Origin of the sequence: Leucobacter luti (genome assembly GCF_050310065.1) — a bacterium.
Classification (GTDB): domain Bacteria; phylum Actinomycetota; class Actinomycetes; order Actinomycetales; family Microbacteriaceae; genus Leucobacter; species Leucobacter luti_B.
Window position 1 is genome coordinate 533392 of record NZ_CP190007.1, and the last position, 13437, is coordinate 546828.

The window sequence follows — 13437 nt, forward strand, 5'->3', positions numbered from 1 at the left end:
ACTCGGTGGACTCGGTGGTCTCGGTGGGCGCCACGGAATCCCTGCCGCCCGGGCCCCGAATACCCCGGGGTAACATGAGGCCAGGGCAAGTCGAAGGGGAGGGGTATCTCATGAGCGAGACCACCAGCGCGCAGGGCGCGGGCAACCACCAACATACGGCAGCTGACGGATTCCGGGTCGTGCTCGGAGTCGGCGGGCTCATCGCCGTCGTGCTCGGGCTCCTGATCCTGCTGTTCCCCGAGAAGTCTGGCGCCGTGACGATGCAGATCGTCGCCGCGATCACCGCGGCCTACGCCCTCGTGGTCGGCGTCGTCTACCTCGGCTCGGCGATCTTCAGCCGCGTGCTCGGCGGGTGGGCGCGCGTCGGGCACATCGTGCTCGGCGTGCTGTACGTCGCGGGCGGCGCGGTCATGATGGCGAATCTCGGCGCGACCGCGGTCGTACTCACCGTGTTCCTGTCGGTCACGATCGGCGTGCTGTGGCTCATCGAGGCCGTCGTCTCGTTCACGGTCGCGGGCCAGAGCGCGAACAAGGTGTGGAGCATCGTTTACGGGATCGTGAGCGTGCTCGCGGGCCTGACGCTGATTTTCTCGCCGATTCTCGGCGCGGTGACACTCTGGATCCTGCTCGGCGCCTCGATGCTCGTGATGGGTATCGTGCAAGCGATCAGGGCAATCCGTTTCACGCCCGCGGGCTGATCCGGACGCGGGGAACAGCCCCGGGGCGAAAACCCCTACCGCATCCCCTCGAGCACCTCGGCGGTGATCTCGTCGGTGCCCGCGGCGAGGGAGACGTACTTGCGCAGCAGCACGAGCCCGGCCGACGCCTTGTCGAACTCCGCGGCCACGAAGCGGTCGCTCGCGATGAGGGCGAGCGCCGCCTGGCCCGGCATCACGGCCCCGCGGACCTCGCCGCGCCGCTCGGGGGCCGAGACGGCGCGGAGCTCGTCCATCGAGCTGAAGAGCGGCAGCACGAGCTGGCCCTTCGTTGACCGGATCGTGCGCACCCTGTGCCCCTTCTTCTTGCCGGGGGCGCCCGTCACGTCGGCGACGAGGTAGCCCTCGCGCATCGCGTTCAGGAGCCGGGCAAGGCGCTCGTAATCTGGGGTTTCGCCGAAGGCCTTGAGCGCCGCCTGCACTCCCTCGTTCACGTAGTCGGCGTGAATATCGTCGGGAATCTGCGGCTCGCTCATGCCCCCGATTCTATTGCGGCCCGGGATCAGTCGTCGCCGATGCCGCGCGCCTGCAGCGCCTCGCCCGTGAGCTGCGCGTGCGCGACGGTGCGCACGACGAGCGGCACGAGGCGTGCGCGCGGGCTGCGCTCGAGTCCGCGCGCCCGTGCGGCGGCCTGCGCCTCGCGGGCGACCGCGATGGTGTTCGGGATCGATCTGATCACGAGCGAGAAGGCGAGGGCGACCCCGTCGGGGCGCACGCCGAGCGGGCGCAGCGGGCGGAGCGCCCACGAGATCGTGTCGATCATGTCCTCGACGGCGGTGCTCGCCGTCACGGCGCTCGCCGCGAGAATGAGCGCGAGCAGGTCGCCGACGACCGTGAAGCCCCGTTCCCAGCCGTGCTGCCAGGCCTGGAACGCGAAGAGCGGCACCGCGATGAAGATGAAGCCGCGGAGCGTGCGCCAGAGGTCGCGGCCGCGCAGGCCCGCGGCGATCGCGAGGCCGAGGCCAGCGGCGAGCAGGATCCCGGTCCAGATGGGGCCGGGCGTCGCGACGACGGCGGTCGCGAAGAGGAACAGTCCGATGAGTTTCGCGCCAGGGCGCAGGCGGTGCAGGGGTCCGGATCCCGGCCGGTATTCGCCGAGCGGGCTCCGCGCGCTCACGTCCGCTCCGGGGCTGCCGCGAGCGCGCGGTAGTGGGCGATCGCGGCGGCGGGTTCGCCGTCGAAGACCACGCGCCCCGAGTCGACGACGAGGGTGCGGTCGGCGCGGGCAGCGAGCTCGAGGTCGTGCGTCACGACGACGAGTTGCTGCGGGAGGGAGAAGAGGAGATCCCCGATCATGCGGGCATTCCTGAGGTCGAGGAGCGTCGTGGGCTCGTCGGCGACGAGGATCGCGGGGTCGCCGGCCAAGATCGAGGCGATCGCGAGCAGCTGCTTCTGGCCGCCCGAGAGCGCGTGCACGCTGCGCTCGGCGAGCGCCGCGAGCCCGAAGCGCTCGAGCACGGCGAGCGCGGCCGCGTGCCGCTCGCGCTTGTCGCGGTGCGAACGGCGGAGGGAGAGGGCGACGTCCTCGGCGACGGTCGGCATGATGAGCTGCGCCGCCGGGTCGGTGAAGACGAAGCCGACCGCGCGGCGCACGGCGGCGCCGTCGCGGGCGGTGTCGAGGGGTCTGCCCGCGGGATGCGGGGTGATCTGCACGGCCCCCGCGGCGGGCTCGACGAGCCCGTTGATGAGCCGCGCGAGCGTCGACTTGCCCGAACCGTTGCCGCCGATGACCGAGATCCGGCGCTCGGCGAGCCGCAGCGTGGTGGGCTGCAGGATCGTCGCGTGGCCGTCCCCATCAGGGACGACGACGCTTGCGCTGCGGAACTCGATCATTCGGGGGTCCAGCTGTCTCAGGCGGAGGGCTGCTCGGCGGCTGCCTCGGCACCCCGGGCGCGGCGCGCGGGCAGCAGCGCCGGGAAGGCGCGGTGCACGGCCGTCGCGACGAGCGCCATCAGGATGTTCTTGATGACGTCGCCCGGCCAGAAGGCGAGGTCGGCGATGAAGGCCTGCGGGATCGTGAGGTCCGCGCGCCAGGCCATGCCGAGGATCCCGAGCGGGTGGATGAAGATGAAGCTCGCGGCGAGGCCCGCGAGGAATACGAGCGGGATGCTCGTCGCGATCCGGCGCCGGGGGAGGCGCTCGACGAAGAAGCCAGTCGCGGCGGCGGCGAGCGGGAAGGCGACGAGGTAGCCGACCGACGGCCCGGCGAAGGGGGCGAGGCCGGCCGCGCCGCCCGAGAAGACGGGCAGGCCGATCGCGCCGACCGCGAGGTAGAGGAGCACGGCGAGGAAACCGCGGCGCGCGCCGAGCACGGCGCCCGTGAGCATGACGGCGAAGGTCTGCAACGTGATGGGCACGGCGCCGCCGACGCTGATCGCGGGGAGGAGGGCGCACGCGGCGATGAGGGCGGCGAAGCTCGCGATGAGGGCGATATCGGTCGCCGCGCTGCGCTTGCGCGCGCGGGCGGGGCCGGGGGCGGGCGTCGAGGCGCTCGCTGCGTCGGTGGTGGTCACGTCGTCTCCTGGGGGGATGGGTGAGGCGCGGGATCGCGCCAACCTGAACGGTGTTCTGGTGAACGGTGTTCAGGTTAGCGGTAGGGTGGGGGAATGCGCAACAGCCTCGCCGACGTGGTCGATGCGGCGCTGCGCGTGCTCGACGCCCACGGCCTCGAGAACTGCTCGATGCGCAGGGTCGCCTCGGAGCTCGACGTGCAGCCGAGCGCCCTCTACCACCACGTGCCCAACAAGCAGACGCTGCTTGCCCTGATGGCGGACGAGATCGTGCACGGCGTCGGCCGCACGCTCGACAATCCGGGCATGATCTGCCTCGAGCTTCGCACCGCGATGCTCGCCGTGAGAGACGGCGCCGAGGTCGTCGCGACGGCCGCCGCCTTCCGGCTCGGCGCCTCCGCGGTCGAGCGCCGGCTCGCGGACCTCGTGGGCGCCGACGGCGCCCGCACCCTCCTGCTCTACACCTTCGGCCAGGCCCAGGCCACGCAGATGCACCGGCAGGCCGCGGCGCTCGGCGCGCTCGTGCCCGGTGCCGATCAGGCGCAGGATCCCGGCGCGGATCCCGGCGCAAACCCGGCAGCCGAGCTGGGTGCCGATCCGGCGCCGGATCAGGACCTCGACGCGTCGTTCGCCCGCGGGCTCGGGATCATCCTCGCCGGGCTCGGGCGGTGACCGCCGCTACCGGTACTGGGCGCTGATCGGGCACTCGAAGGGGTCCCGGGCGGCGAGCCCGACGCGGTTCAGGTACTCGATCACGATGGCGTAGGAGCGCAGCAGCGACACCTCCGTGTACGGCACGTCGAGCGCGCGGCAGTGCTCCCGCACGATCCGGCGGGCGCGCGCGAGGTGCGGGCGGGCCATGCTCGGGAAGAGGTGGTGCTCGACCTGGTAGTTGAGCCCGCCCATGAGCCAGGTCGCCCACCAGCCGCCGCGAATGTTGCGCGACGTGCGCACCTGCTTCGTGAAGAAGTCGAGCTTGGCGTCGTGCGCGATGATCGGCATGCCCTTGTGGTTCGGCGCGAACGATGCGCCCATGTAGATCCCGAACACCCCGAGCTGCACGCCGAGGAACGCGAACGCCATCCCGAGCGGAAGCACGAGGAAGAGCGGCGTGAGCAGGAGTGCGAAGCGGGCAGCGATGAGCCCGATCTCGGTCCAACGGTGCTTCACGGGTTCGCGGCTCGCGAGGTACCTTGCGCTGTGGGCGTGCAGGTTCACCCCCTCGAGCGACAGCAGCGGGAAGAACAGCCACCCCTGCCTGCGGGTGATCGCGCGGCGGAGCCCGCGGGCCTCGGCGGCGTCCTCCTCGACGAAGGAGATCGTGTCGACCTCGATGTCGGGATCCTTGCCGACGCGATTCGGGTTCGCGTGGTGCCTCGTGTGCTTCGAGTCCCACCAGCCGTAGCTCACGCCGACGATCCCGATGAGCACGCGCGCGAGCCGATCGTTGGCCGGGCCGGAGGCGAGGATCTGGCGGTGCGCGGCCTCGTGCGCGAGGAAGGCGATCTGGGTGAAGACGATCCCGAGGGCGCCTGCCATGAGGAGCTGGAGCCAGCTGTCGCCGAGCAGAATGAAGCCCGTGACGACGCCCCCGAACGCGACCGCGATCGCGATCCCGACGAGCAGGTAGAAGAGCGGCGCCCGGCGGAAGAGCCCCGCGTCGCGGACCTCCTGGGAGACGCGCACGAACGCCTTCGCGATCGGGGGGAAATCACCGGCGCGTGCCCGCGTGGGGCGGAGCGGGCCGAGCCCGTTGCGGGTGAGTACGGGTGTTGCAGTCATTGCGCGGCACCTGGTTTCTTCGAGAGCCAGCGAGTAGGAGGCTCATCTCAGCCAAAGGCCATTGCCGATCGCTGCCCTCACCATATCGGGCGGAGCCGACCGGTGCGGCATGTAGCGGGGCGGGCGGCGGCCGCGGCCGCGACGCTCGCTCCGTAAACTGCGCTCGTTCGCAAGAAATGGGGCGCTTTCGTGCGAACGACGGCAGATCTCGGAGCGACGGAAGCCCCCAACTCGCACCTAACCCTCAGGAACGAGCGCCGCGAGGGACGCGTAGCCGTCGTCCTGCACCGCCACGGTCCCCGCGGCGCCGCCGAGCACGGCGACCCTGCGCCGCGTCCCATCCCACGCGGGCCACGGCGCGGGATCCCCGAGCACGTGGGCGACGACGGCCCCGTGCAGGGCGTCGGCGAGTTCCCGCGGCGGCCGCTCGCCCGCGAGGGCCGGAACGTCCTGATGATCCAGCACATTCCAGAGGAAGGGCACGTCGAGGCAGTGGATCGCCGCGCCCTTCGTGGGGGACGGCCACGCGAAACGGTACGCGCGAGTCGGCGCCGCCTCGGGGCGCGGGCCGGGATCCGGATCGGGATCCCGTTCCGGATCCGGAGCCGCACGCCTCGCCTCGGCGACCCGCACCACATTCCGCCGAAACACCCGGTCCGAGATCTCCTGCTCGAGCGCGGCTTTGCCGTCTGCGACGCCCGCGCTCGCCTGCGCGGAGGCGTACTCCTGCAGCGCCTCGCCGCTCACCCCCGTGGCGCGCAGCACGAGGCGTGACGGCGCGTGCCGCACGAGGGAGAGGAGCGGGCCGTCCGGGAACACGATCTCGTGGTCGTTCGACCCGATCACGACGGGAATATCGGCGCCAACGCCGCGGCCGAGCGCCGCGAGCGTCGGCTCGGGGACGAGCTCGCCGTCGACGATCGGGCTGAAGGCGGGCTCGCGCTCGATACGGCCGGAGAGCGAGAGGCCGTGCGCCCGCGCCGCGGCGCCCTGTTCGGCGAGGACGCGCGCCTCGGGGAGCGCGGCGAGCGCAGCAGTGAGCCCGGCGCCGGATCCGGATCCAGGCCCGGCTGCCGACCCGGCTCCGGCCGCGATCCCGAGCCGCCTCGCGAGACGCAGCGCGGTCGCCTCGGCGTCGTCCCTGGTGCGGACGGGGAGCACGGGCGAGCTCGCCCACGCGGCGCGGAACAGCCCGCTCGCGCGGGGCATCCCGAGCAACGTGAGCACCGCGCCAGCACCCGCGGACTGCCCGCCCAGCGTGACCCGGCCCGGGTCGCCGCCGAAGGCCGCGATGTTGCGCTGCACCCACTCGAGCGCGAGCAGCCAGTCCTGCACCGCGAGGTTGCACGGCCCGCCGGGGATCGCACCGAAGCCGTCGAAGCCGAGCCGGTAGGAGATGACGACCGTCACGATCCCGGCCCGCGAGAAGGCCGCGCCGTCGTACCAGGGGCTCGCGGGGGATCCGCCCGTGTAGCCGCCACCGTGGATCCAGACGAGCGCGGGGAGCCGCGCATCGGGGCTCGGATCAGGGGTGAAGACGTTGACGTTGAGGGTCGAGTCGCCGGGGATCGCGGGCTCGGGGATGAGGCCGGGGGCCTCGATCCGGAGCGGGGTGGCGCCGAAGCTCGTCGCCGGCCGCGTGCCCTCCCAGGGCTCGGCCAGCCGCGGCGGCGCGAAGCGGAGCGCGCCGACTGGCGGCTCGGCGAACGGCACGCCGAGATAGGCGTGGTCGCCCGCCCGCGCGACACCCGCGAGGCGGCCGCTCGAGATCTGCACGACGGGAATGGTCATTGCGACTCCTCTGGCGGCAACGGCTTCGGTGGGACGCGGCCCTGTTGACCGCTGGACTCAATCTACTGGTGGACCGCCGCATCTCGGGAGGCGCGGCCTCCCAATCAGGGATGCCCTTTCCGAGAGGCCCCGCCTAGACTGGCGCCATGGAGAGGGAAGAGAAACCCGAGGATGAGATCCCGGTCGACGAGGACGGGACGCCCCTCTCGGATGAGGAGCTCGGGGAGCGCAGCCCGCGAGCGATGTGGCTGACGTATGGCCTGATCGCAGGTATCGTGATCGGCGGCGCGATCGGCACGCTGACGGAGAACGTCGGTGTCTGGCTGGCGCTCGGCCCGGCAATCGGCGTTGCCATCGCGCTCGGCTTCTCCTCGGTCGGTAAGTAGGCGACCCCTCAGCACCAGGCGGCTGTTGATCCGCCTCTAGTCCGCTGGGCAGACGCTGGGAACAGCAGATGAATGCCGTAGCGTCGATACATGGAGTTCGATTTATCCCTCTCCCCTGACCTCATCGCCGTCTTTCTCGCGCTGTTCCTCCTCGAGGTGGTGCTCGGCGTCGACAACGTGATCTTCATCTCGATCCTCGCGGGCAAACTGCCGAAGCATCAGCAGTCGAAGGCCCGCAAGCTCGGGCTCACGCTCGCGATGCTCATGCGCATCGTGCTGATCTTCTTCGCGGGCTGGATCATCACCCTGAATGAGGACTTCTTCCACCTCGGCGAGTTCGGCTTCTCCGTCAAGGACCTCATCCTGATCGCGGGCGGCCTGTTCCTGCTGTTCAAGGCCATTCAGGAGATCCACCACAAGTTCGAGGGCCACGACGAGGAGATGGCGAAGCCCGGCGCCGTCGCCGCGACGTTTGGCGCCGTGATCATGCAGATCCTCGCCCTTGACCTCGTCTTCTCGCTCGACTCGGTCATCACCGCCGTCGGCATGACCTCGAACATGATCGTGATCATCGCGGCCGTGCTCATCTCGTTCACGATCATGCTCTTCGCGTCGGCCACGATCTTCCAGTTCGTGAACCGGCATCCGACCGTCAAGATGCTGGCGCTGTCGTTCCTCCTGCTCATCGCGGTGTTCCTGATCGCGGAGGGCTTCGGCGTCAAGATCGACAAGGCCCTCATCTACGGCCCGATGGCGTTCGCGGTGCTCGTCGAGACCCTGAACCTCGTCGCCCAGGGGCGGGCCGCGAAGCGGCGAACGCTGACGGAGGCTGCCGCCGATCCAACGCCTGAGGCCTCCCGCTAACGCAACAGTGCCCCGCCGCAGACGCAATAGTCGGCGGCGGGGCACTGTCGGTGTTTCGTTACTTATTGCTCCGGATACTCCTGAGCAGCCAGGCGATGACCGCGACGATGAGGAGGACGAGCCCCACCCAGAGCAGGAAGTTGACGGCCTTGACGAAGCCACCCACCAGCGCCAGGATGATGGCGATCACAATGATTGCTATAAAAATTCCGTTCATAATTGGATAGTAGACGTAAAGGAACGGAAAGGTCCAGGGCGCGATCGGTGGTTCGTGTCGCGGGACGCGCGTTCCGCGTCGTCGACGCCGGTGCGCCGCGTGCCTTGGTTGGGAGAGCGGTGATGGCGATCCAGCCGGGGAGAGTCCACCCTGGAGGGGCGGGCAGTCGGTACACGCGGACTCGTCCGAATGGCGCGAGCAAGGGACCGAATGCGATGCGAGAGAGCAGTCGGCAGCACATTGGGTGGAGGTCGGTGCTTAGGGGTGTCCTTGCGGGCCTCCTCACCGTCGCGTGCGCGCTGGTGATCTCCTTCCTGGCGCGCAGCTACCTGTTCGCAGTTTCTTCATCCCCTCACCCTCGATGGCGAGCACGCTCGAGATTGACGACCGGATCCTGGTGAACCGGCTCGTGCCGGCGCTGGTCCCCATCGAACGCGGCGACATCGTCGTGTTCCGGGACACGGCCGGCTGGGTCGAGCACTCGGGCGGCGAGCTTGGTTCGCCGCAGCCGGATCGGCCCGGGCTGGTCGCTGGAGCGCTCCAGGGCGTCGGCCTCCTGCCGGAGGAGGGGCTCGACTTCCTGGTCAAGCGGGTCGTCGGCAAGGGCGGCGACCGGGTCGTGTGCTGCGACGCGCAGCGACGGGTCCTCGTCAACGGCGTCCCGCTCGCGGAGGACTACTTGCTCAGGTCGGAGGTGCCCGGATCCACACCGGACGTCGCGTACGACGTGACCGTGCCGGAGGGCTCCCTCTGGGTGCTGGGCGACAACCGCGGTAACAGCGCGGACTCCCGCTCGCACCGGAGCCTTCCGAGCGGCGGCTTCGTCGCGGAGCGCGACGTCGTGGGCCGCGCCTTCATGCGCACCTGGCCGCTCGAGCGAGTTGGGTGGTTGTGAGGGTGGGTCGAGGCGGCGAGGGAGGAGCGTCCGCCGAATCGGGAGGTCACCACTTTGTGCTGCCCCGCCGCGTGTGAGCTGCGTGCCTATTCAGCTCGCCTCGGGAACAGCAAGGTACCCGCTGCTGCGCCGACCAGCGCGAGAATCATCGCGGACGTGAAGTTGTCGAAGGAGATCGTGCCGATGGGCAGGAGAAACCCAAACGCAATCAGCCCGGCCCACCAGTTGGGTTGAGTCTTCGGTGCCTGATCCATGATTGAGACGTTACAGGGTCGGTTTTCTGGCTGCTTCCCCCTTGAGGGGGAATGCGTGGGCGGGGTGGTTCGAGTTCGTTGGAGCCTCAGTTCACGTTTCAAGAACCCAGCGAGGATCCGAGCTCGAGCCGCGGCACGCAACCCATGGATCACGTGCGCTGGCCCTCCAGGCATCCTGCTTCATCCGTACACCCCGCGCAGCGCGCTTGTTCCTCCGGTGCTAGTGCGTGGGCGCAGAACTGAGCGGCGGTTCGCGCCATTTGCTGTACTGCCCACAGAGGCTATGAATCTGCCAACACTCTTGCCGTGGGCCTCTAGCGGTTAAGGCGTATCGCTCGATTCTTACTCGTTCTGCGGGAGCGGGGCGAGATCAGGGGTTGGGGGAGGCTGGTCTGCCGGATTTCTCAGAACAGCGTGTTCTGATCCTCCATGCCGCGCATCGCGTCGTAGTCAAGGAGGAGGCAGCGGATCCCGCGGTCCTCGGCGAGCGTGCGGGCCTGCGGCTTGATCTCCTGGGCCGCGAAGATCCCGGTCACGGGCGCGAGGAGGGGGTCGCGGTTCATGAGCTCGAGGTAGCGGGTGAGCTGCTCGACGCCGTCGACGCCGCCCCTGCGCTTGATCTCGATCGCGACGGAGGCGCCCGACGCGTCGCGCGCCAGGATGTCGACCGGGCCGATCGCCGTCATGTATTCGCGGCGCACGAGCTTGTGGCCCTCGCCCGCGAGCTCGATCTGGTCGGCGAGGAGCTCCTGGAGGTGGGCCTCGACGCCGTCCTTGATGAGGCCGGGGTCGACGCCCAGGTCGTGCGACGAGTCGTGGAAGATCTCGAACACCGAGACGATCAGGCGATCCGCCGTCTTTGCGTGCGTCACCTGCCAGAGCTCGACGATGCCGGCCTCGATCTGCTCCTCGTCGGGCTCGAGCGGGGCGAGCGCGCACGGCGGGCTCATCCAGTTCAGCGGCTTGTACGATCCGCCGTCCGAGTGGACGAGGATGCTGCCGTCGCTCTTCAGCATGAGCACGCGCTTCGCGCGCGGAAGGTGCGCGGAGAGGCGCCCCGCATAGTCGACAGAGCAGTCAGCAACAACGATTCGCACCCGCACGAGTGTACCGGCACGAGCCGGGCAGACGCTCAGTCGGCCGGTGCGGCCGGGCGCGGCTCAGGATCCGGCGCAGATTCCGGATCCGGATCCGGATCCGGCTCCCGCGCCGTGCCCGCGAAGACGAGCACGAGCACCGCGAACCCGACGATCGGCCAGAACGCGCGCAGGAGGCCCAGGTGCTCGCCGAGGAAGCCGATGATCATCGGCCCGAGCAGGAACGCCGTGTAGGCGATCGCGGAGACCGCAGCGACGTCCCGGATCGCCGTCCGGGGGTTGTCAGCCGCGGCCGAGATCCCGACCGGGAAGCCGAACGCGCAGCCCACGCCCCACAGGATCGCGCCCGCCACCGCGGTCCATGAGCCGGGGGCGAGGATCGTGATGGCGACGCCCGCGATCACGAGAACGGCGCCGCCGCGCAGCACGAGCACCCGGCCGAGCCGCGCGAGCAGCCAGGATCCGGCGACGCGGGTGAGCGTCATGGAGACGAAGAACGCGCCGAGCGTGAGCGTCGCCGTCTCGTTCGCGAAGCTGCGGCCGTCGGCGAGCGCGAGCGGCAGCCAGTCGCTCGCGGTGCCCTCCGCGAGGCTCATGCTCATCGCAATCAGGCCGATGAGCAGGATGCGCGGGTCGCGCCACGGGGAGTACGGGCGCGCGCTCGCGGCCGCCGCCTCCCGCGCCGCCGCGGCCGCGATCCGCGCCCGCTCCTCGGCCGACGGGATCTCAATTGGGCCCGTGTGCACGCTGAGGTGCGGCTCCGGATCCGGCTCCGCGCTCGCGGAGTCCGGCACGTTCTTGAGCGCGAGAATGACGCCGGCTGCGATGAGCACGTAGACGGCGCCGAAGTGCAGCGGGACCGGGATCCGGAGCGTCTCGGCCGCCGCACCGAGCCCCATCGCGCTGACGCTTCCCGTGCTGTAGGCGGCGTGGAAGAGCGGCATGCGCGGCCGCCCGAGGGCGCGCTCGGCGCCCGCCCCGCTCACGTTCATCGCGACGTCGGAGGTGCTGAACATGACCCCGAACACCGCAAGGCAGATCACCGCTGGGACCGGGAGGTGGTACCAGAAGAGGAGGCCCGCGCCGGTCATCGCGAACGCCTGCCCGATCACGCCGTAGGCGAGGGTGCGGGCCGGCCCGAAGTGCGACACGGTGCGCCCCGAGAACACGAGGCCCGTGACGGAGCCGAGCGCGAGCACGAGGCCGAAGATGCTCATCTCGAGCGTGCTCGCGCCCAGGTGGTCGCGCACCGCGGGGATGCGGCCGAGCCACGTGCCGAAGCCGAGGCCCAGGAGGCCGAAGACGAGGAGGATGCTGCCTGTCCACCGGCTCGCAAACCGTGCCCCCGCGGGGGATGGTCGGGAGCTCGAGATCATCAGACGAGTCTAGGGGAACCGGGGGTCCAGTTGGGGGCCCCGGATCCGAACGACTGCGCGCTCGCCCCCAGGGGTCGCTCCGAGAACCGCGCCGGATCCAGGCCCCGAGCTGGGCCTCCTTCCTGCGCTGGTGTTATGCGCCGAGCCGCACCCAACGGTCGCCGCGCGCCCGGATCCCGAGCGTGACGGCGCGCGCCAGCATGAACACGATCGTGAAGCCAGCAGTGAGCGCGACGAGCGCCGCGGTGCCCGAGGGCACGACCACGGTGAGCGCCCACAGCACGGGCACGTAGACCGCGAGGTTCACCATGCTCGTCCACGCCAGGTAGCGAGCGTCTCCCGCGCCCATGAGCACGCCGTCGAGCACGAAGACGAGGCCGCCGAGCGGCAGCGAGATCCCGAGCACGAGAATCGCGGGCGGCAGGATCCCGAGCACCGCCTCGTCGGAGGTGAACACCCTGCCGAGCACCGGGCTCGAGAGCGCGAGCGCCGCCCCGATGACCACGCCGAAGCCCACGCCCCAGAACACCGTGCGGCGCACCACGAGGTGCGCGCGGCGCGCGTCGCCAGCCCCGAGCGCGTCGCCCACCAAGGCCTGGGCGGCGATCGCGAGCGCGTCGAGCGCGAAGGCCGCGGTCGAGAACACGGTGAAGACCACCTGATAGCCGGCGGTCGCCTCCGTGCCATGGCTCGTCGCGGCGAACACGGTCACGAGCAGCGCGGCCCGCAGGCCGAGCGTGCGGATGAAGAGCCAGCCGCCGCTGCGGCCGGCGTGCGCGAGGCCGTCGAGGTGCGGGAGCAAGCCGGCGCCCGCGCGCCGCGCGTGCACCGAGACCACGATCACGTAGACGACGACCATGCTCCACTGCGCCACGACCGTGCCCCACGCGCTGCCCGCGATCCCGAGCCCGAGGCCGTAGATGAACCACCAGTTGAGCAGCGCGTTCAGCGCGAAGCCGATCGTCGCGACGTAGAGCGGTGTGCGCGTGTCTTGGAGCCCGCGCAGCAGGCCGCTCGCCGCGAACACGATGAGCATCGCGGGCAGGCCGAGGCATGACACGGTGAGGTAGGCAAGCGCCTGCTCCGCCGCGTCCGGCGCGGCGCCGAACGCCGTGACGAGCGGCGTGGACAGGCCCCAGAGCGCGGCCCCGACGACGATCCCGATCCCGAGCGCGAGCCACAGGCCGTCAATTCCCGCCTGCACCGCGCCCCGCAGGTCGCCCGCGCCGCGCCTGCGCGCGACGAGCGGCGTCGTCGAGTACGCGAGGAAGATCATGAGGCCGACGGCGGTCTGCAGGATCGCGCTCGCGACCGCGAGCCCCGCGAGCGGCGTCGCACCGAGGTGCCCGACGAGCGCCGAGTCGACCACGAGGAAGAGCGGCTCGGCGACGAGCGCGCCGAGGGCCGGGATCGCGAGGGCCGCGATCCGCCCGTCGACGCGGCGCCGCTCGGCGCGCAGGCTCTCGGGCTTGCCGCCGGCCGGCGCCGATTCCGTTCCTGGTGGGATGCTCACAACTCAACGCTATCCGGAGCCTCGGACATTGACGGG

The 13437-nt window shown here is 70.7% G+C and carries 16 protein-coding genes; 5 read left to right on the forward strand and 11 right to left on the reverse strand.

Going from position 1 to position 13437, the window contains the following annotated elements:
• The first annotated feature begins 110 nt into the window (after nt 1–110).
• Nucleotides 111–698: an HdeD family acid-resistance protein gene (locus ACOPJ3_RS02435; protein WP_427870243.1), complete on the forward strand. Its 588-nt coding sequence runs from the start codon at nt 111–113 to the stop codon at nt 696–698.
• 35 nt (nt 699–733) lie between these two features.
• Here the strand turns inward: ACOPJ3_RS02435 and ACOPJ3_RS02440 are convergent, their stop codons facing one another.
• From ACOPJ3_RS02440 to ACOPJ3_RS02455, 4 genes are read right to left on the reverse strand one after another with little or no spacing between them, the layout of a single operon-like run.
• Nucleotides 734–1192: an SseB family protein gene (locus ACOPJ3_RS02440; RefSeq protein WP_427870244.1), complete on the reverse strand. Its 459-nt coding sequence runs from the start codon at nt 1190–1192 to the stop codon at nt 734–736.
• A gap of 26 nt (nt 1193–1218) precedes the next feature.
• Complete coding sequence (locus ACOPJ3_RS02445) at nt 1219–1833, reverse strand: CbiQ family ECF transporter T component (protein ID WP_427870245.1); 615 nt, start codon at nt 1831–1833, stop codon at nt 1219–1221.
• Entirely contained in the window at nt 1830–2549 is a 720-nt protein-coding gene (locus ACOPJ3_RS02450) for an energy-coupling factor ABC transporter ATP-binding protein (protein ID WP_427870246.1), read from the reverse strand. Before ACOPJ3_RS02450 ends, ACOPJ3_RS02445 begins: the two co-directional genes overlap by 4 nt.
• A gap of 17 nt (nt 2550–2566) precedes the next feature.
• Nucleotides 2567–3229: a biotin transporter BioY gene (locus ACOPJ3_RS02455; protein WP_427870247.1), complete on the reverse strand. Its 663-nt coding sequence runs from the start codon at nt 3227–3229 to the stop codon at nt 2567–2569.
• Nucleotides 3230–3322: 93 nt separating this feature from the next.
• On the opposite strand from ACOPJ3_RS02455, the gene ACOPJ3_RS02460 reads away from it, so the two are divergent.
• Nucleotides 3323–3898 carry a TetR family transcriptional regulator gene (locus ACOPJ3_RS02460; protein WP_427870248.1) on the forward strand — a complete coding sequence of 192 codons (576 nt, stop codon included), beginning with the start codon at nt 3323–3325 and terminating at the stop codon, nt 3896–3898.
• Nucleotides 3899–3904: 6 nt separating this feature from the next.
• On the opposite strand, the gene ACOPJ3_RS02465 is transcribed toward ACOPJ3_RS02460, so the two are convergent.
• Together ACOPJ3_RS02465 and ACOPJ3_RS02470 are read right to left on the reverse strand one after the other, a co-directional pair.
• Complete coding sequence (locus ACOPJ3_RS02465) at nt 3905–5008, reverse strand: fatty acid desaturase family protein (protein WP_427870249.1); 1104 nt, start codon at nt 5006–5008, stop codon at nt 3905–3907.
• Between the two features lie 237 nt (nt 5009–5245).
• Entirely contained in the window at nt 5246–6799 is a 1554-nt protein-coding gene (locus ACOPJ3_RS02470; RefSeq protein ID WP_427870250.1) for a carboxylesterase/lipase family protein, read from the reverse strand.
• A 146-nt stretch (nt 6800–6945) separates the two neighbouring features.
• On the opposite strand from ACOPJ3_RS02470, the gene ACOPJ3_RS02475 reads away from it, so the two are divergent.
• Both ACOPJ3_RS02475 and ACOPJ3_RS02480 read left to right on the forward strand, forming a co-directional pair.
• Nucleotides 6946–7185 (forward strand): hypothetical protein, encoded by a 240-nt coding sequence (locus ACOPJ3_RS02475; protein WP_427870251.1) that lies wholly within the window; start codon nt 6946–6948, stop codon nt 7183–7185.
• A 90-nt stretch (nt 7186–7275) separates the two neighbouring features.
• A complete protein-coding gene (locus tag ACOPJ3_RS02480) occupies nt 7276–8049 on the forward strand; it encodes a TerC family protein (RefSeq protein ID WP_427870252.1) in 774 nt (257 codons plus the stop codon).
• A 58-nt stretch (nt 8050–8107) separates the two neighbouring features.
• On the opposite strand, the gene ACOPJ3_RS02485 is transcribed toward ACOPJ3_RS02480, so the two are convergent.
• On the reverse strand, nt 8108–8266 hold the full coding sequence (locus ACOPJ3_RS02485; protein WP_427870253.1) for a hypothetical protein: 159 nt from the start codon (nt 8264–8266) through the stop codon (nt 8108–8110).
• Nucleotides 8267–8627: 361 nt separating this feature from the next.
• On the opposite strand from ACOPJ3_RS02485, the gene lepB reads away from it, so the two are divergent.
• The gene (gene lepB / locus ACOPJ3_RS02490) at nt 8628–9161 is read left to right on the forward strand and encodes a signal peptidase I (RefSeq protein ID WP_427870254.1); all 534 of its coding nucleotides are present in this window, start codon (nt 8628–8630) and stop codon (nt 9159–9161) included.
• Between the two features lie 86 nt (nt 9162–9247).
• On the opposite strand, the gene ACOPJ3_RS02495 is transcribed toward lepB, so the two are convergent.
• From ACOPJ3_RS02495 to ACOPJ3_RS02510, 4 genes are all read right to left on the reverse strand, one after another.
• Nucleotides 9248–9415, reverse strand: a complete 168-nt coding sequence (locus tag ACOPJ3_RS02495) for a hypothetical protein (protein WP_427870255.1) — start codon at nt 9413–9415, stop codon at nt 9248–9250.
• Between the two features lie 404 nt (nt 9416–9819).
• On the reverse strand, nt 9820–10512 hold the full coding sequence (gene nucS / locus ACOPJ3_RS02500; protein ID WP_427870256.1) for an endonuclease NucS: 693 nt from the start codon (nt 10510–10512) through the stop codon (nt 9820–9822).
• A gap of 35 nt (nt 10513–10547) precedes the next feature.
• Nucleotides 10548–11888 (reverse strand): MFS transporter, encoded by a 1341-nt coding sequence (locus ACOPJ3_RS02505; protein ID WP_427870257.1) that lies wholly within the window; start codon nt 11886–11888, stop codon nt 10548–10550.
• Between the two features lie 133 nt (nt 11889–12021).
• Nucleotides 12022–13347 (reverse strand): MATE family efflux transporter, encoded by a 1326-nt coding sequence (locus ACOPJ3_RS02510; protein WP_427871161.1) that lies wholly within the window; start codon nt 13345–13347, stop codon nt 12022–12024.
• Between the last annotated feature and the right edge of the window lie 90 nt (nt 13348–13437).

Bases quoted from the DNA above. Each gene is read 5' to 3' on its own strand.
- ACOPJ3_RS02450 (WP_427870246.1), bottom strand. From the start codon at position 2,549: ATGATCGAGTTCCGCAGCGCAAGCGTCGTCGTCCCTGATGGGGACGGC.
- ACOPJ3_RS02465 (WP_427870249.1), bottom strand. From the start codon at position 5,008: ATGACTGCAACACCCGTACTCACCCGCAACGGGCTCGGCCCGCTCCGC.
- ACOPJ3_RS02475 (WP_427870251.1), top strand. From the start codon at position 6,946: ATGGAGAGGGAAGAGAAACCCGAGGATGAGATCCCGGTCGACGAGGAC.
- ACOPJ3_RS02440 (WP_427870244.1), bottom strand. From the start codon at position 1,192: ATGAGCGAGCCGCAGATTCCCGACGATATTCACGCCGACTACGTGAAC.
- ACOPJ3_RS02505 (WP_427870257.1), bottom strand. From the start codon at position 11,888: ATGATCTCGAGCTCCCGACCATCCCCCGCGGGGGCACGGTTTGCGAGC.
- lepB (WP_427870254.1), top strand. From the start codon at position 8,628: ATGGCGAGCACGCTCGAGATTGACGACCGGATCCTGGTGAACCGGCTC.
- ACOPJ3_RS02495 (WP_427870255.1), bottom strand. From the start codon at position 9,415: ATGGATCAGGCACCGAAGACTCAACCCAACTGGTGGGCCGGGCTGATT.
- ACOPJ3_RS02470 (WP_427870250.1), bottom strand. From the start codon at position 6,799: ATGACCATTCCCGTCGTGCAGATCTCGAGCGGCCGCCTCGCGGGTGTC.
- ACOPJ3_RS02480 (WP_427870252.1), top strand. From the start codon at position 7,276: ATGGAGTTCGATTTATCCCTCTCCCCTGACCTCATCGCCGTCTTTCTC.
- ACOPJ3_RS02435 (WP_427870243.1), top strand. From the start codon at position 111: ATGAGCGAGACCACCAGCGCGCAGGGCGCGGGCAACCACCAACATACG.
- ACOPJ3_RS02485 (WP_427870253.1), bottom strand. From the start codon at position 8,266: ATGAACGGAATTTTTATAGCAATCATTGTGATCGCCATCATCCTGGCG.
- ACOPJ3_RS02460 (WP_427870248.1), top strand. From the start codon at position 3,323: ATGCGCAACAGCCTCGCCGACGTGGTCGATGCGGCGCTGCGCGTGCTC.